The sequence below is a fragment of the Pseudomonas sp. IT-P2 genome, from assembly GCF_949767575.1.
Classification (GTDB): Bacteria; Pseudomonadota; Gammaproteobacteria; order Pseudomonadales; family Pseudomonadaceae; genus Aquipseudomonas; species Aquipseudomonas pharyngis.
On the sequence record NZ_CATKQA010000033.1, the window covers coordinates 148,282 to 165,194 of the forward strand.

At 61.4% G+C, this 16,913-nt stretch carries 13 protein-coding genes; 9 read left to right on the top strand and 4 right to left on the bottom strand.

What is annotated here, in order from left to right; translation table 11 throughout:
- Positions 1-19: 19 nt before the first annotated feature.
- From ACM6JM_RS16780 to ACM6JM_RS16790, 3 genes are read right to left on the bottom strand one after another with little or no spacing between them, the layout of a single operon-like run.
- A complete protein-coding gene (locus ACM6JM_RS16780; RefSeq protein WP_163974077.1) occupies positions 20-424 on the bottom strand; it encodes a DNA polymerase III subunit chi in 405 nt (134 codons plus the stop codon).
- 8 nt (positions 425-432) lie between these two features.
- On the bottom strand, positions 433-861 hold the full coding sequence (locus ACM6JM_RS16785) for a DNA polymerase III subunit chi (RefSeq protein WP_414882235.1): 429 nt from the start codon (positions 859-861) through the stop codon (positions 433-435).
- Between the two features lie 60 nt (positions 862-921).
- On the bottom strand, positions 922-2,412 hold the full coding sequence (locus ACM6JM_RS16790; protein WP_039769503.1) for a leucyl aminopeptidase: 1,491 nt from the start codon (positions 2,410-2,412) through the stop codon (positions 922-924).
- Between the two features lie 307 nt (positions 2,413-2,719).
- Here ACM6JM_RS16790 and lptF point away from each other — a divergent pair, with 307 nt between their 5' ends.
- The 8 genes from lptF (at position 2,720) to pdxJ (ending at position 11,143) form a co-directional block, all read left to right on the top strand.
- The gene (gene lptF / locus ACM6JM_RS16795; protein WP_039769504.1) at positions 2,720-3,841 is read left to right on the top strand and encodes an LPS export ABC transporter permease LptF; all 1,122 of its coding nucleotides are present in this window, start codon (positions 2,720-2,722) and stop codon (positions 3,839-3,841) included.
- A complete protein-coding gene (gene lptG, locus ACM6JM_RS16800) occupies positions 3,834-4,895 on the top strand; it encodes an LPS export ABC transporter permease LptG (RefSeq protein ID WP_074691203.1) in 1,062 nt (353 codons plus the stop codon). Before lptF ends, lptG begins: the two co-directional genes overlap by 8 nt.
- A 172-nt stretch (positions 4,896-5,067) precedes the next feature.
- Positions 5,068-6,864, top strand: coding sequence for a translation elongation factor 4 (gene lepA / locus ACM6JM_RS16805; protein ID WP_039769508.1), 1,797 nt, complete (start codon positions 5,068-5,070; stop codon positions 6,862-6,864).
- A gap of 9 nt (positions 6,865-6,873) precedes the next feature.
- Positions 6,874-7,728, top strand: a complete 855-nt coding sequence (gene lepB / locus ACM6JM_RS16810; RefSeq protein WP_074691207.1) for a signal peptidase I — start codon at positions 6,874-6,876, stop codon at positions 7,726-7,728.
- Between the two features lie 182 nt (positions 7,729-7,910).
- Positions 7,911-8,600 (top strand): ribonuclease III, encoded by a 690-nt coding sequence (gene rnc / locus ACM6JM_RS16815; RefSeq protein ID WP_011332589.1) that lies wholly within the window; start codon positions 7,911-7,913, stop codon positions 8,598-8,600.
- A complete protein-coding gene (gene era / locus ACM6JM_RS16820) occupies positions 8,593-9,495 on the top strand; it encodes a GTPase Era (protein WP_007957369.1) in 903 nt (300 codons plus the stop codon). The genes rnc and era overlap by 8 nt, the downstream gene beginning before the upstream one ends.
- 167 nt (positions 9,496-9,662) lie before the next feature.
- Positions 9,663-10,352 carry a DNA repair protein RecO gene (gene recO, locus ACM6JM_RS16825; protein WP_039769514.1) on the top strand — a complete coding sequence of 230 codons (690 nt, stop codon included), beginning with the start codon at positions 9,663-9,665 and terminating at the stop codon, positions 10,350-10,352.
- Positions 10,353-10,399: 47 nt separating this feature from the next.
- Positions 10,400-11,143, top strand: a complete 744-nt coding sequence (gene pdxJ, locus ACM6JM_RS16830; RefSeq protein ID WP_064382428.1) for a pyridoxine 5'-phosphate synthase — start codon at positions 10,400-10,402, stop codon at positions 11,141-11,143.
- 125 nt (positions 11,144-11,268) lie between these two features.
- On the opposite strand, the gene mltF is transcribed toward pdxJ, so the two are convergent.
- Positions 11,269-12,729, bottom strand: coding sequence for a membrane-bound lytic murein transglycosylase MltF (gene mltF / locus ACM6JM_RS16835; RefSeq protein WP_011332593.1), 1,461 nt, complete (start codon positions 12,727-12,729; stop codon positions 11,269-11,271).
- A 285-nt stretch (positions 12,730-13,014) separates the two neighbouring features.
- Between mltF and purL the strand changes: the two genes are divergently transcribed.
- The gene (gene purL, locus ACM6JM_RS16840) at positions 13,015-16,911 is read left to right on the top strand and encodes a phosphoribosylformylglycinamidine synthase (RefSeq protein ID WP_074691210.1); all 3,897 of its coding nucleotides are present in this window, start codon (positions 13,015-13,017) and stop codon (positions 16,909-16,911) included.
- Positions 16,912-16,913: the final 2 nt, after the last annotated feature.

Here is a 16,913-nt window from a genome sequence, read left to right on the forward strand (position 1 = left end):
TGCGGCTTTTGCTCGCCGCTTAAAGCTTGCCGCTCGAAGCTGCGGCGAGAAGCCGTTCCATCCGCGCCTCGAGGCGACGTTTGATTTCGGTTTCGATGTGCGGAGCGAAGTCGTCGATCACGTCCTGCATGATCAGTTGCGCAGCGGCGCGCAGTTCGCTGTCCAGGTGCAGGATAGCGTCGGGGCCTTTCTCCACAGGCGCAGCGGCAGGTTGCGGAGCAGGCGTTGGCGCGGGTGCAGCTTCGACGGCTTGCGGTGTGTTGTCGACCGAATCGAACAACATCGGAATCTGTTCCTGTTCGCCATCATCGACCGTGTCGGTCAAAAGCGGCGGTTGCAGGTTGTCATCGCCGAGCAACTGGCGGATCGACTCGAGGTCGTCCAGCAGGTGCGCGGGTTTTTGCAGCGGTTTTGGAGTGTCCATCGGCGTACTCAGAGTCGCTGTAAACGGTGGTCTTGCAGAGGATAGCCCTGTTCGCGGTAGAAACGGAAACTCTCCCGCGCCGCAGTGCGGATCGCCGGATCTTCCACCACCACCTCGGCAACGCGGGCGAATTTATTGGCGAAAACCGGGACTTTCAGGTCAAGGTTGACCAGTAAGTCTGTGTGCTGGCCGCAGTCATCGCCCAGTCCCAGCACGATCAGTCCTTCCGGTTCGCTGTCGGCCGGGCCATGAGGCACGAAGGTTTCGCCCTTGAACGCCCACAGTCGCGCATCGAGATCATCACGCTGGGTGGCATCGCTGCAATGCAGGTAGATGCGATGACCCATGCGCCAGGCTTTCTCGGTGAGCTTGCAGGCAAAATCCAGACGCGCCGAAGGGGCGGCACTGGGCAGGATATAAAAGTCGACTTTGGTCATTGCGGTTCCTGAGCCTCGAACGGCGCCACCCGAAGGCAGCGCCGCCCAGGTTCATCGGTTTCAGGCTTTGGCGCGATCCAGCAGGTATTGAGTCAGCAACGGAACCGGACGGCCGGTTGCGCCCTTGTCCTTGCCACCGCTGGTCCAGGCGGTGCCCGCGATGTCCAGGTGCGCCCAGTTCAGGTTCTTGGTGAAGCGCGACAGGAAGCACGCGGCGGTGATGGTGCCGGCCTTCGGACCGCCGATGTTGGCGATGTCGGCGAACGGGCTGTCCAGTTGCTCCTGGTACTCATCGAACAGCGGCAGTTGCCAGGCGCGATCGTCGGCAGCCTTGCCGGCGCTCAGCAGTTGCTCGATCAGTTCGTCGTTGTTGCCCAGCAGGCCCGATGTGTGGGCGCCCAGCGCAACGACGCAGGCACCGGTCAGGGTGGCGATGTCGATCACGGCTTGCGGCTTGAAGCGCTCGGAGTAGGTCAGTGCATCGCACAGCACCAGACGGCCTTCGGCGTCGGTGTTGAGGATTTCCACGGTCTGGCCGCTCATGGTGGTGACGATGTCGCCCGGGCGCGAAGCGGTGCCGCTCGGCATGTTCTCGGCGCAAGCCAGGATGCACACCAGGTTGATCGGCAGTTTCAGTTCCAGCACGGCGCGAAGGGTACCGAACACGCTGGCGGCACCACCCATGTCGTACTTCATCTCGTCCATGCCGGCGCCCGGTTTCAGGCTGATACCGCCAGTATCGAAAGTGATGCCTTTACCGACCAGTGCGTACGGCTTCTCGGATTTCTTGCCGCCGTTGTATTGCATGACGATCAGGCGCGGCGGCTGGGCGCTGCCCTGGCCGACGGCGTAGAACGAACCCATGCCCAGGGATTTGATCTTCTTCTCGTCGAGGACTTCGACTTTCAGATCCTTGAACTCTTTGCCGAGGTTTTTGGCCTGTTCGCCCAGGAAAGTCGGGTGGCAGATATTCGGCGGCAGGTTGCCCAGGTTACGGGTGAACGCCATGCCGTTGGCGATCGCGGTGGCGTGGTTCACGGCGCGTTGCACTTCGGCCTGAGCGGCCTTGATGGTCAGCAGGGTGATTTTTTTCAGGGCGCGCGGTTCGGCTTTCTGGCTCTTGAACTGGTCGAAGGTGTATTCGCCATCGACCAGGGTTTCGGCCAGCAGACGGGTCTTGCCGTAGCTGTCGCGGTTCTTGATGATGATTTCATCGAGCGCCAGCACGGCGTCGCTGCCACCCAGGCCTTTAAGCGTGTTGAGGATGCCGGCGACGATCTTGCGGAACGGACGGTCGCCCAGTTCTTCATCCTTGCCCACGCCGACCAGCAGCACGCGTTCGGCTTTCAGGTTCGGCAGGCTGTGCAGCAACAGGCTCTGGCCGACCTTGCCGGCCAGGTCGCCACGCTTGAGCACGGCGCTGATGGCGCCGCCGCTCAGTTCGTCGACCTGTTTGGCGGCAACGCCGAGTTTGCGGCCTTCGCCGACGGCAACCACCAGGGTGGCGGTTTTCAACGTTTCTGGGCTAACGCTTTTTACAACCAGTTCCATGTCCGGATCCCTGAATGAATGGTCAACACGCAGGCGTTCGACGTGTCCGCCGTCGCCTGTTTATAGAGAGAAGAGGCGCAGGCCAGTGCCTGCGACAGAGGCGGCAGTTTGAACCTCGCTCACCGCGCCTGACAACCCTCGGTTGTACGATCTTCAACGGATTGCATGCTTGCGTGAGTGTGCGCAGTGACAGGCGCCCTCAATCACAGGATAATGCCGCATCTTTTTTCGACGGCTCTGCCTTGCGGGCCCGTCGATACGTTTGCTTGTTTGGCCGCCTTAGCCTGACAACCCTGGAGTGTCTGGTTTGATCGTCTTCCGTTATCTGTCCCGCGAAGTCCTGTTGACCCTGAGTGCGGTAAGTGCCGTGCTGCTGGTCATCATCATGAGCGGTCGCTTCATCAAATACCTTGCCCAGGCCGCCGCGGGCCAGCTCGATCCGGGATCGCTGTTCCTGATCATGGGCTACCGTCTGCCGGGCTTCATGCAATTGATCCTGCCGCTGGGGTTGTTCCTCGGGATTCTGCTGGCCTACGGCCGGCTGTATCTGGAAAGCGAAATGACCGTGCTCTCGGCCACCGGCATGAGTCAGCAACGGCTGTTTCGCATGACCCTGTTCCCGGCCACCCTGGTGGCACTGGTGGTTGCGTGGCTGAGCCTGAGCCTGGCCCCGCAAGGCGCCAACCAGTTCCAGCTGCTGCTGAACAAGCAGGACGCCCTGACCGAATTCGACACCCTCGAGCCAGGCCGCTTCCAGGCCCTGCGCGACGGTACGCGGGTGACCTACACCGAAACCCTGAGCGACGATCGGGTCAACCTTGGCAGCGTGTTCATTTCGCAGAAGAACCTCGGCGCCAACCAGAAAGATCGCGGGATTTCCGTGCTGGTGGCGGAAAAGGGTCGTCAGGAAGTGCGTCCCGACGGCAACCGCTACCTGATTCTCGACAACGGCTACCGCTACGACGGCAGCCCGGGTCAGGCCAACTATCGCGCCATCCACTACGAAACCTACGGCGTGCTGCTGCCCAAGCCGGATGTCAGCGAGGAAGTCACCGACCGTGACGCCATGCCGACCTCGTCTTTGCTGGGCAGCGACGACATCCGCTCGAAAACCGAACTGCAATGGCGTCTGTCGCTGCCGTTGCTAGTGTTCATCGTGACCCTGATGGCGGTGCCGCTGTCGCGGGTCAACCCGCGTCAGGGGCGTTTCCTCAAGCTGCTGCCGGCGATTCTTCTTTATATGGCTTACCTGACCATCCTGATTGCCGCCCGCGGCGCCCTCGAGAAAGGCAAGATTCCACCGGCGCTCGGCTTGTGGTGGGTGCATGCGATCTTCCTGGTCATCGGTCTCGGCCTGCTGTACTGGGAACCTCTGCGCCTGAAGCTGGCCAGCCGTCGCAGCGCAGCGCTGGAGGTGGCCCGTGGTTAAACTCGACCGCTACATCGGCAGCAGTGTGTTCATGGCGATCATCGCAGTGCTGGCGATCATTCTCGGCCTGGCCACCTTGTTTGCGTTCATCGACGAGATGGGCGACGTCAGTGACACCTACACCCTGGTCGACGTTCTGAGCTTCGTGCTCCTGACCGCGCCGCGTCGGCTCTACGACATGCTGCCGATGGCGGCGCTGATCGGCTGCCTGATCGGTCTCGGCAGTCTGGCGAGCAGCAGCGAGCTGACCGTCATGCGCGCCGCCGGTGTGTCCATCGGGCGTATCGTCTGGGCGGTGATGAAGCCGATGCTGGTGCTGATGCTGGCCGGTGTGCTGATCGGCGAATACGTGGCGCCGGCCACCGAAAGCATGGCCCAGGCCAACCGTTCGCTGGCGCAAGGCAGCGGCGACGCGCAAAGCGCCAAGCACGGCATGTGGCACCGCCAGGGTGACGAATTCATTCACATCAACTCCGTGCAACCCAACGGTCGTCTGTACGGCGTGACCCGCTATCACTTCGACAAGGAGCGTCATCTGCTCAGCTCGAGCTTCGCCAAGCGCGCCGAGTTCGACACCGATCACTGGCAGCTCACCGACGTGACCACCACCAAATTCCACGAGCGCAGCACCGAAGTGGTCAATACGCCGGTCGAGCGCTGGGACGTTTCCCTGAGCCCGCAACTGCTGAGCACCGTGGTGATGGCGCCGGAATCGCTGTCGATTACCGGTCTGTGGGGTTACATCCACTATTTGGCTGATCAGGGCTTGAGCAACGGTCGTTACTGGCTGGCATTTTGGGTCAAGGTGTTGCAGCCGCTGGTGACCGCCGCGCTGGTGCTGATGGCAATCTCCTTCATCTTCGGCCCGCTGCGTTCGGTGACCCTCGGTCAGCGGGTGTTCACCGGTGTGCTGGTGGGCTTCACCTTCCGCATCGTCCAGGATCTGCTGGGCCCGTCCAGTCTGGTGTTCGGCTTCTCGCCGCTGTTCGCGGTGCTGGTGCCGGCTGGCGTGTGTGCGCTGGCAGGTGTCTGGCTGTTGCGCCGAGCCGGTTGATGAACAAGGTTTCACCCACGCTTTAGCCTTGAAAACGCCTCGGTCGCCAGACCGGGGCGTTTTTGCATGCAATCCGGGTGACAGGCGAACGTGACGCTTGCGCCGTGTATCAGGTACAATTCCCGGCTATTTTTCGGCGGGCCAAGCCTGCAGCCTTTTTGAGTGTTGATCCGTGAGTGATTTGAGTCATATCCGCAATTTCTCCATCATCGCCCACATTGACCATGGCAAGTCGACGCTGGCTGACCGTTTCATCCAGATGTGCGGTGGCCTGGCCGAGCGTGAAATGGAAGCCCAGGTACTGGATTCCATGGATCTGGAGCGCGAACGCGGGATCACCATCAAGGCCCACAGCGTTACCCTCTATTACAAGGCCAAAGACGGCGTCACCTATCAGCTGAACTTCATTGACACCCCGGGCCACGTCGACTTCACCTACGAAGTCAGCCGTTCCCTGGCGGCCTGTGAAGGTGCGCTGCTGGTGGTCGATGCGGGGCAGGGCGTGGAAGCCCAGTCCGTGGCCAACTGCTACACCGCCATCGAGCAGGGCCTCGAGGTCATGCCGGTCCTGAACAAGATCGACCTGCCACAGGCCGAGCCCGATCGCGTCAAGGACGAGATCGAGAAGATCATCGGCATCGACGCCACCGACGCCGTCACCTGCAGCGCCAAGACCGGCCTGGGTGTCGACGAAGTGCTCGAGCGTCTGGTCGCCACCATTCCTGCGCCGACCGGCAACATCGAAGATCCGCTGCAAGCGTTGATCATCGACTCCTGGTTCGACAACTACCTGGGCGTTGTCTCCCTGGTGCGCGTGCGTCATGGCCGCGTGAAGAAGGGCGACAAGATTCTCGTCAAGTCCACCGGCAAGGTGCATCTGGTCGACAGCGTGGGTGTGTTCAACCCGAAACACACCGCCACCGCTGACCTGAAGGCCGGCGAAGTGGGCTTCATCATCGCCAGCATCAAGGACATTCACGGTGCGCCGGTCGGTGACACCCTGACCCTGAGCTCCACCCCGGACGTTCCGGTGCTGCCAGGTTTCAAACGCATCCAGCCGCAGGTTTACGCCGGTCTGTTCCCGGTCAGTTCCGACGACTTCGAGGACTTCCGCGAAGCGCTGCAGAAACTGACCCTGAACGACTCGTCGCTGCAATACACCCCGGAAAGCTCCGACGCGCTGGGCTTCGGCTTCCGTTGCGGCTTCCTCGGCATGCTGCACATGGAAATCATCCAGGAGCGCCTGGAGCGCGAATACGACCTGGACCTGATCACCACGGCGCCAACCGTAATCTTCGAACTGGTGCTGAAAACCGGTGAAACGATTTACGTCGACAACCCGTCGAAGCTGCCGGACGTCTCGTCGATCGAAGATATGCGCGAGCCGATCGTGCGCGCCAACATTCTGGTGCCGCAGGAGCATCTGGGCAACGTCATCACTCTGTGCATCGAGAAACGCGGTGTGCAGGTCGACATGCTGTTCCTCGGCAATCAGGTGCAAGTGACCTACGACCTGCCGATGAACGAAGTGGTGCTGGACTTCTTCGATCGTCTGAAATCCACCAGCCGCGGCTATGCTTCGCTGGACTACCATTTCGATCGTTACCAATCGGCTAATCTGGTGAAACTGGACGTGCTGATCAACGGCGACAAGGTCGACGCTCTGGCGTTGATCGTGCACCGTGACAATTCGCACTTCAAAGGTCGCCAGTTGACCGAGAAGATGAAAGAGCTGATTCCTCGTCAGATGTTCGACGTGGCCATCCAGGCTGCCATTGGCGGTCAGATCGTCGCCCGGACAACCGTCAAGGCACTCAGAAAGAACGTATTGGCCAAGTGCTACGGCGGCGACGTCAGCCGTAAGAAAAAACTGCTTGAGAAGCAGAAGGCCGGTAAGAAACGCATGAAACAGGTCGGCAACGTGGAAATCCCGCAAGAAGCCTTCCTCGCCGTGCTCAGGTTGGAATAGTCAGGTCCTATGTCACTAAATTTCCCGCTGTTGCTGGTCATTGCCGTGTTCGTCTGCGGTCTGTTGGCGTTGCTCGATCTGTTGATCCTGGCACCGCGTCGGCGTGCCGCCATCGCCTCCTATCAGGGCAGCGTCAGCCAGCCTGATGTGGTGGTGGTCGAGAAGCTGAACAAGGAACCGCTGCTGGTCGAATATGGCAAGTCGTTCTTCCCGGTGCTGTTCATCGTGCTGGTGCTGCGTTCGTTCCTGGTGGAACCGTTCCAGATTCCGTCCGGCTCGATGAAACCGACCCTGGACGTCGGCGACTTCATTCTGGTGAACAAGTTTTCCTACGGGATCCGTTTGCCGGTGATCGACAAGAAGATCATCGAAGTCGGTGACCCACAGCGCGGCGATGTGATGGTGTTCCGCTACCCGAGCGACCCGAACGTCAATTACATCAAGCGTGTGGTCGGCCTGCCGGGCGATACCGTGCGGTACACCGCCGACAAGCGCCTGTTCGTCAACGGCGAGTCGATTGCCGAGCAACTGGTCGGCTCCGAGCCGGGTACGTTGGGCAGCGCGGAACTCTACAAGGAAAAACTCGGCGCCGCCGAGCACCTGATCCGCAAGGAAATGAGCCGCTACCGCGCCACGCCGGACCATAGCTGGACCGTGCCGGCCGGTCACTACTTCATGATGGGCGACAACCGCGACAATTCGAACGACAGTCGCTACTGGGATGATCCGAACATTCCCAAGGATCTGCTGGGCATGGTTCCCGACCAGAACATCGTCGGCAAAGCCTTCGCGGTCTGGATGAGCTGGCCGGAACCGAAACTCAGCCACCTGCCGAACTTCTCGCGGGTCGGCCTGATCAAGTAAACAAACACGGCGCTGTTGACCACAGCGCCGAATGCATTTCTGGCGTCGGCACAACCGGCTCCGGGGCATGAAGCCACGATATTCAGGACGTCATTTTTGAACACAGCGTTAATTGTCCCAGGCCTGCGCCGTATCCCGGCGATGGCAGTGGAATCCAGCCACGAACTCAGCGTGGGTAAACCGTGAGCGTTTCTCTAAGCCGTCTCGAGCGTCAGCTCGGTTACACCTTCAAGGACCAGGAACTGATGGTCCTGGCCCTTACGCACCGCAGCTTTGCCGGACGCAACAACGAGCGTCTGGAATTCCTCGGCGATGCGATCCTCAATTTTGTTGCCGGCGAAGCCTTGTTCGACCGTTTCCCGCTGGCGCGCGAAGGCCAGTTGTCGCGTTTGCGCGCACGACTGGTGAAAGGTGAGACGCTGGCGGTGCTGGCCCGCGGTTTCGATCTGGGCGATTACCTGCGTCTGGGGTCCGGCGAGTTGAAGAGCGGCGGTTTCCGTCGCGAGTCGATTCTGGCCGACGCCCTTGAAGCGCTGATCGGTGCGATCTACCTCGACGCCGGCATGGAAGTCGCCCGCGAACGTGTACTGGCCTGGCTGGCCGGCGAGTTCGAAGGCCTGACGCTGGTCGACACCAACAAGGATCCGAAGACCCGCCTGCAGGAATTCCTGCAATCGCGCGGCTGCGAATTGCCGCGTTATGAAGTGGTGGATATCCAGGGCGAGCCGCACTGCCGTACTTTCTTCGTCGAGTGCGAAGTTGTCCTATTGAATGAAAAAAGCCGGGGTCAGGGTGTGAGCCGTCGTATTGCCGAACAGGTAGCGGCCGCCGCAGCACTGATTGCCCTGGGTGTGGAGAATGGCAATGACTGATACAAACGCAACGCGCTGTGGCTATGTTGCCATCGTCGGCCGTCCCAACGTGGGCAAGTCCACGCTGCTGAACCACATCCTCGGCCAGAAGCTCGCGATCACCTCGCGCAAGCCGCAGACCACTCGCCACAACATGCTCGGGATCAAGACCGAAGGCGACGTGCAGGCGATCTACGTCGACACTCCCGGCATGCACAAGGGTGGCGAAAAGGCCCTGAACCGTTACATGAACAAGACTGCTTCGGCCGCGTTGAAAGACGTCGATGTGGTGATTTTCGTCGTTGACCGCACCAAGTGGACCGACGAAGACCAGATGGTGCTCGAGCGCGTGCAGTACGTGACCGGCCCGCTGATCGTCGCACTGAACAAGACCGACCGCATCGAAGACAAGGCCGAGCTGATGCCGCACCTGTCGTGGTTGCAGGAACAGCTGCCGAATGCGCAGATCATTCCGATCTCGGCGCAACACGGGCACAACCTCGACGCGCTGGAAAAGGTCATCGCCGACCATCTGCCGGAGAACGATCACTTCTTCCCGGAAGACCAGATCACCGACCGCAGCAGCCGTTTCCTCGCCGCCGAACTGGTCCGCGAGAAAATCATGCGCCAGCTCGGCGCCGAGCTGCCGTACCAGATCACTGTGGAAATCGAAGAGTTCAAGCAGCAGGGGGCGACGCTGCACATTCATGCGCTGATCCTCGTCGAGCGTGACGGCCAGAAGAAAATCATCATTGGCGACAAGGGCGAGCGCATCAAGCGCATCGGCACCGAGGCGCGCAAGGACATGGAGCTGCTGTTCGACTCCAAGATCATGCTCAACCTGTGGGTCAAGGTGAAGGGCGGCTGGTCCGACGACGAGCGTGCGCTGCGTTCGTTGGGTTACGGCGACCTGTAAGCGCTGATCCCGAGAACACCGATACCCACTGTGGGAGCGAGCCTGCTCGCGATAGCGGTATTTCAGTCGACATCCTTGTTGTCTGATACACCCTCATCGCGAGCAGGCTCGCTCCCACATTAGTTTTGGGTTTGTGTGTAAAACTGCGTTTCGTCATCGAGAACTCAATGTCGCAAAGCCCGCCTCCCGCCCAACCCGCCTACGTCCTCCACTCCCGCGCCTACCGCGAAACCAGCGCCTTGGTGGACTTCCTCACGCCACAAGGTCGGCTGCGGGCGGTGTTGCGCAGTGCACGGGGCAAGGCCGGGACATTGGCGCGGCCGTTCGTGCCGCTGGAAGTGGAGTTTCGCGGCAAGGGTGAGTTGAAGAACGTCGGGCGCATGGAGAGTGTCGGCAACGCCACGTGGATGGTCGGCGAGGCGCTGTTCAGCGGCCTGTATCTCAACGAACTGTTGATTCGCCTGTTGCCCGCCGAAGACCCACACCCGGCAGTATTCGATCATTACGCGGCGACCTTGCTGGCATTGGCCGAAGGCCGGCCGCTGGAGCCGCTGCTGCGTTCTTTCGAATGGCGGCTGCTCGACGACCTCGGTTACGGCTTCTCCCTGAACACCGACATCAACGACGAACCCATCGCTGCGGATGGCCTATACCGTTTGCAGGTGGATGCCGGGCTCGAACGGGTCTATCTGCTGCAACCCGGCCTGTTCAACGGCACCGAACTGCTGGCCATGGCCGAAGCCGACTGGTCGGCACCGGGCGCGCTGTCCGCCGCCAAGCGCTTGATGCGCCAAGCTTTGGCCGTGCATCTGGGCGGTCGTCCTCTCGTCAGTCGCGAGCTGTTTCGCAAGCCCTGATCTCGCCGTATGCTGTGCGCCGAATCTTTCCATTCAGGAGCGCATCCGTGACCACCAGCAATCGCATTCTTCTTGGCGTGAACATCGACCACGTCGCCACCCTGCGTCAGGCCCGGGGCACGCGCTATCCGGATCCGGTCAAGGCAGCGCTGGACGCGGAAGAGGCGGGCGCTGACGGCATCACCGTGCACCTGCGCGAAGACCGTCGGCACATTCAGGAGCGCGACGTGCTGCTGCTCAAGGATGTGCTGCAAACCCGCATGAACTTCGAAATGGGCGTCACCGAAGAGATGATGGCGTTCGCCGAGCGCATCCGTCCGGCGCACATCTGTCTGGTCCCGGAGACTCGTCAGGAGTTGACCACCGAAGGCGGTCTGGATGTGGCAGGGCAGGAAGAGCGGATCAGGGCGGCGGTCGAGCGTCTGTCGAAGATCGGCAGCGAGGTATCGCTGTTCATCGACGCCGACGAGCGGCAGATCGCTGCGTCGAAGCGCGTCGGCGCACCGGCCATCGAGCTGCACACCGGGCGTTACGCGGATGCCGAAACGCCGACCGAAGTGGCTGAAGAGCTCAAGCGTGTGGCGGACGGCGTGGCCTTCGGTCTGGCCCAGGGCCTGATCGTCAATGCCGGCCATGGCCTGCACTATCACAACGTCGAGGCGGTTGCCGCGATCAAGGGCATCAACGAGCTGAACATCGGTCATGCGCTGGTGGCGCACGCGTTGTTCGTAGGCTTCAAGTCTGCTGTCTCTGAAATGAAAGCGCTGATCCTGGCCGCCGCCAAACACTAAGCCTCAACAAAAAAAACTGTGGGAGCGAGCCTGCTCGCGAAAGCGTTGTATCAGTCAACGATGATGACGGCTGACACGACGCCTTCGCGAGCGGGCTCGCTCCCACATTTATTTTGGGGTGTTTGTTACAACGGGGCGGGCTCTTGAGCGGGTTTCGACTTGTCGATCCCCGGCACATGCAGGTTGCCCTCGGCCACCTGATCGCCTTCAAGCTGCGGCTGGGTCACCCAGGTCAGGATGTCGTAGTAGCGACGGATGTTCGCCACGAAATGCACCGGTTCGCCGCCCCGGGCATAGCCGTAGCGGGTCTTGCTGTACCACTGCTTCTGCGACAGGCGCGGCAGGATCTTTTTCACATCCAGCCACTTGTCCGGGTTCAACCCTTCCTTGGCCGCCAGTTTGCGCGCGTCATCCAGATGACCGCTGCCGACGTTGTAGGCCGCCAGGGCAAACCAGGTGCGATCCGGTTCCTGGATCGACTCGTCGAGCTGATCCTTCATGTAGGCCAGGTACTTGGCGCCGCCCATAATGCTCTGCTTCGGATCGAGGCGGTTGGACACGCCCATGGCCTGGGCAGTGTTCTGGGTCAGCATCATCAGCCCGCGCACGCCGGTCTTCGAGGTGACCGCCGGTTGCCACAGCGATTCCTGATAACCGATCGCCGCCAGCAGGCGCCAGTCGACTTTCTCTTTCTTGGCGTAGGCCTTGAAGTGCTGTTCGTATTTGGGCAGCCGCTGCTGCAAATGTTGGGCGAAGGTGGTGGCGCCCATATAGCCGAGGACGTCGACGTGGCCGTAATAACGGTCCTTCAGGCGTTGCAGGGTGCCGTTCTTCTGCACCTTGTCCAGATAACTGTTGATCTCGTTGAGCAGGCTGTTGTCTTCGCCGGCGGCCACGGCCCAGCTCTGGCTGCGCGCGTCGCCGAGGTCGAAGGCCACGCGGATGTTGGTGAAGTACACCTGGTTCATCGCCACTTCGTTGGAATCGACCAGGGTCAGGTCGATCTGACCTTCATCGACCATGCGCAGCAGGTCGACCACTTCAACGGCGTCGGACTCTTCGTACTGGATGCCAGGATATTTCTGTTTCAGCTCCGCCAGTTGTTCGGCGTGGGTGCTGCCCTTGAGCACCATGATCTTCTTGCCCACCAGATCGCCGGCGTCGGTAGGGCGTGACTGGCCGTTGCGATAGATGATCTGCGGGGTGACTTCGAGGTAGGAGCGGGAGAAGCGCACCTGCTTCTTGCGCTGTTCGCTGCTGACCAGGCCGGCGGCCGCCAGTACCGGACCGTTCGGCTTGCCGACCTGATTGAACAGATCGTCGAGGTTGTCGGCGGTTTCGATCTTCAGCTCGACCCCCAAATCGTCGGCAAAGCGCTTCACCAGCTCGTATTCGAAGCCGGTTTCACCGCTGCGATCCTGAAAGTAGGTGGCGGGGCTGTTTCGGGTGACCACCCGCAGCACGCCATCCTCCTTTACGCGCTCGAGTGTGTTGGGTTTATCAACACAGCCACTGAGCATCAGGAAGAGTCCGGTAGCGATCAGCCATTTGGCGTATCGCGGACGCAAAGCCGTTGGGGAAAACATGTGCGCAGTATACGCAAAGGACAACGGGCGCCATATCTCGACAGTCGAGGGGTTGTCTGCTAGGCATCACAAAACCGCGCGAAACCCCGCAGAAACGGGCCCGAAAGGCATTTTGTGACAGAAAAAATAACCCGCCTTGCAACACCCGATAAATTTGACCCTCAAGGCAGGAACACCACTCGACATCCGGGTGCAACCGTGCGTAGCGTTTCGGGTGATGTTGAGGGCGGTTTAGGCTAGAATGCACGGCCTCAAAGCACACCCCTTCCCGAGGCTGTCCCGAAGATGTTGATCCTGCGCGGCGCTCCTGCCCTTTCTGCCTTTCGCCACAGCAAACTCCTTGAGCAACTGAGCCAGAAGGTTCCAGCTGTCAGTGGCCTGTATGCTGAATTCGCTCACTTCGCCGAAGTCACCGGCGTCCTGACCGGCGACGAACAGCAGGTGCTTGCGCGCCTTCTGAAGTACGGTCCAAGCGTTCCGGTTCAAGAGCCGACCGGTCGTCTGTTCCTGGTGTTGCCGCGTTTCGGCACCATCTCGCCATGGTCGAGCAAGGCCAGCGACATCGCCCGCAACTGCGGCCTGAGCAAGATCCAGCGCCTGGAGCGCGGCATCGCGTTCTACGTCGCCGGCCAGTTCAGCGAAACCGAAGCGCAGCAGATTGCAGACGTACTGCATGACCGCATGACCCAGATCGTTCTGGCCAACCTCGAGCAGGCCGCCGGTCTGTTCAGCCACGCCGAACCGAAGCCGCTGACCGCCATCGACATCCTCGGCGGTGGTCGCGCCGCGCTGGAGAAGGCCAACGTCGAACTGGGCCTGGCCCTGGCCGAAGACGAGATCGACTACCTGGTCAACGCCTTCAACGGTCTCAAGCGCAACCCGCACGACATCGAACTGATGATGTTCGCCCAGGCCAACTCCGAGCACTGCCGCCACAAGATCTTCAACGCCAGTTGGGATATTGACGGCGAGAGCCAGGAAAAAAGCCTGTTCGGCATGATCAAGAACACCTATCAGATGCACAGCGAAGGCGTGCTGTCCGCTTACAAGGACAACGCCTCGGTGATCGTCGGCAACGTCGCCGGCCGCTTCTTCCCGGATCCGGAAACCCGCCAGTACGGCGCGGTGCAGGAGCCGGTGCACATCCTGATGAAGGTCGAAACCCACAACCACCCGACTGCGATCGCTCCGTTCCCGGGCGCGTCCACCGGTTCCGGTGGCGAGATCCGCGACGAAGGTGCAACCGGCCGTGGCGCCAAGCCGAAGGCCGGCCTGACCGGTTTCACCGTGTCGAACCTGCAGATCCCAGGCTTCGAACAGCCATGGGAAGTGCCGTACGGCAAGCCTGAGCGCATCGTCAACGCGCTGGACATCATGATCGAAGGCCCGCTGGGCGGCGCTGCGTTCAACAACGAATTCGGTCGTCCGGCCCTGACCGGCTACTTCCGTACCTTCGAACAGTCGATCACCACCCCGCACGGTGACGAGGTTCGCGGTTACCACAAGCCGATCATGCTGGCTGGCGGCATGGGCAACATCCGTGAAGAACACGTCAAGAAAGGCGAGATCGTTGTCGGCTCCAAGCTGATCGTGCTCGGCGGCCCGGCGATGCTGATCGGCCTGGGCGGCGGCGCTGCTTCCTCCATGGCCACCGGCACCAGCTCGGCGGATCTGGACTTCGCTTCGGTTCAGCGTGAAAACCCTGAAATGGAACGTCGCTGCCAGGAAGTCATCGACCGTTGCTGGCAGCTGGGTGACAAGAACCCGATCAGCTTCATCCACGACGTGGGTGCGGGCGGTCTGTCCAACGCCTTCCCGGAACTGGTCAACGACGGCGACCGTGGTGGCCGTTTCGAACTGCGCAACATTCCAAACGACGAACCGGGCATGGCCCCGCACGAAATCTGGTCCAACGAATCCCAGGAACGTTACGTTCTGGCGGTCGGCCCGGCCGACTTCGAGCGCTTCAAGGCGATCTGCGAACGTGAGCGTTGCCCGTTTGCCGTTGTCGGTGAAGCCACCGCCGAGCCGCAACTGACCGTGACCGACAGCCACTTCGGCAACAACCCGGTGGACATGCCACTGGAAGTGTTGCTGGGCAAGGCGCCGCGCATGCACCGTTCGGTGGTTCGCGAAGCCGAGCTGGGCGATGACTTCGATCCGTCGAACCTCGACATCGGCGAAAGCATCGAGCGCGTTCTGCACCACCCGGCCGTGGCAAGCAAAAGCTTCCTGATCACCATCGGCGACCGCACCATCACCGGCCTCGTGGCCCGTGACCAGATGGTCGGCCCTTGGCAGGTTCCGGTGGCCGACGTGGCCGTCACCGCCACCAGTTTCGACGTCTACACCGGTGAAGCGATGGCGATGGGCGAGCGCACTCCGCTGGCGCTGCTGGATGCGCCGGCGTCGGGCCGCATGGCCATCGGCGAAACCCTGACCAACATTGCCGCCTCGCGCATCAACAAGCTCTCCGACATCAAACTGTCGGCGAACTGGATGTCCGCTGCCGGCCACCCGGGCGAAGACGCGCGTCTGTACGACACCGTGAAAGCGGTCGGCATGGAACTGTGCCCTGAGCTGGGCCTGACCATTCCGGTGGGCAAGGACTCGATGTCCATGGCCACCCGCTGGAACGACAACGGCGAAGACAAGACCGTCACCTCGCCGATGTCCCTGATCGTGACCGGTTTCGCGCCAGTGGCTGACATCCGTCAGACCCTGACTCCGGAACTGCGCATGGACAAGGGCACCACCGACCTGATCCTGATCGACCTCGGTCGCGGCCAGAACCGCATGGGCGCCTCGATCCTGGCGCAGGTTCACGGCAAGCTCGGCAAGCAGGCTCCGGACGTCGACGACGCCGAAGACCTGAAAGCGTTCTTCGCCGTGATCCAGGGCCTCAACGCCGACGGTCACCTGCTGGCTTACCACGACCGTTCCGACGGTGGTCTGCTGACCTCCGTGGTGGAAATGGCCTTCGCCGGTCACTGTGGTCTGAGCCTCAACCTGGACAGCGTTGCCGAAAGCTCCGCTGAAATCGCCGCCATCCTGTTCAACGAAGAACTGGGTGCCGTGATCCAGGTTCGCCAGGACGCGACCCCGGACATCCTCGCCCAATTCAGCGCTGCCGGTCTGGGCGACTGCGTTTCCGTGATCGGTCAGCCGATCAACAATGGCCAGATCAACATCACCTTCAACGGTGACACCGTGTTCGAAGGCCAGCGTCGTCTGCTGCAACGTCAGTGGGCCGAGACCAGCTACCAGATCCAGCGTCTGCGCGACAACGCCGACTGCGCCGAGCAAGAGTTCGATGCGCTGCTGGAAGAAGACAACCCGGGCCTGAGCGTCAAGCTGAGCTACGACGTCAACCAGGACATCGCCGCGCCTTACATCAAGAAAGGCATCCGCCCACAGGTTGCGGTACTGCGTGAGCAGGGCGTCAACGGTCAGGTGGAAATGGCGGCGGCGTTCGACCGCGCCGGTTTCAACGCGATCGACGTGCACATGAGCGACATTCTGGCCGGCCGCGTCGACCTGAACGAGTTCAAGGGTCTGGTGGCCTGCGGTGGTTTCTCCTACGGCGACGTTCTCGGCGCCGGTGAGGGCTGGGCCAAGTCCGCACTGTTCAACAGCCGTGCCCGCGATGCGTTCCAGGGCTTCTTCGAACGTAACGACAGCTTCACCCTCGGCGTGTGCAACGGTTGCCAGATGATGTCCAACCTGCACGAGCTGATCCCGGGCAGCGAGTTCTGGCCGCACTTCGTGCGCAACCGCTCCGAGCAGTTCGAAGCGCGCGTGGCGATGGTTCAGGTTCAGGAATCGAACTCGATCTTCCTGCAGGGCATGGCCGGTTCGCGCATGCCGATCGCCATCGCTCACGGTGAAGGCCATGCCGAATTCGAAAGCGAAGAGGCACTGCTCGAAGCCGATTTGTCGGGTTGTGTGGCGATGCGTTTCGTCGACAACCACGGCAAGGTCACCGAAGCTTACCCTGCCAACCCGAACGGTTCGCCGCGCGGGATAACCGGCCTCACCAGCCGCGACGGTCGCGTGACGATCATGATGCCGCACCCGGAGCGTGTGTTCCGTGCCGTGCAGAACTCGTGGCGTTCGGAAGACTGGAACGAAGACGCACCCTGGATGCGTATGTTCCGTAACGCTCGCGTGTGGGTGAACTAAGC

Bases quoted from the DNA above. Each gene is read 5' to 3' on its own strand.
- era (WP_007957369.1), top strand. From the start codon at position 8,593: ATGACTGATACAAACGCAACGCGCTGTGGCTATGTTGCCATCGTCGGC.
- mltF (WP_011332593.1), bottom strand. From the start codon at position 12,729: ATGTTTTCCCCAACGGCTTTGCGTCCGCGATACGCCAAATGGCTGATC.
- lepB (WP_074691207.1), top strand. From the start codon at position 6,874: ATGTCACTAAATTTCCCGCTGTTGCTGGTCATTGCCGTGTTCGTCTGC.
- purL (WP_074691210.1), top strand. From the start codon at position 13,015: ATGTTGATCCTGCGCGGCGCTCCTGCCCTTTCTGCCTTTCGCCACAGC.
- ACM6JM_RS16790 (WP_039769503.1), bottom strand. From the start codon at position 2,412: ATGGAACTGGTTGTAAAAAGCGTTAGCCCAGAAACGTTGAAAACCGCC.
- ACM6JM_RS16780 (WP_163974077.1), bottom strand. From the start codon at position 424: ATGGACACTCCAAAACCGCTGCAAAAACCCGCGCACCTGCTGGACGAC.
- recO (WP_039769514.1), top strand. From the start codon at position 9,663: ATGTCGCAAAGCCCGCCTCCCGCCCAACCCGCCTACGTCCTCCACTCC.
- ACM6JM_RS16785 (WP_414882235.1), bottom strand. From the start codon at position 861: ATGACCAAAGTCGACTTTTATATCCTGCCCAGTGCCGCCCCTTCGGCG.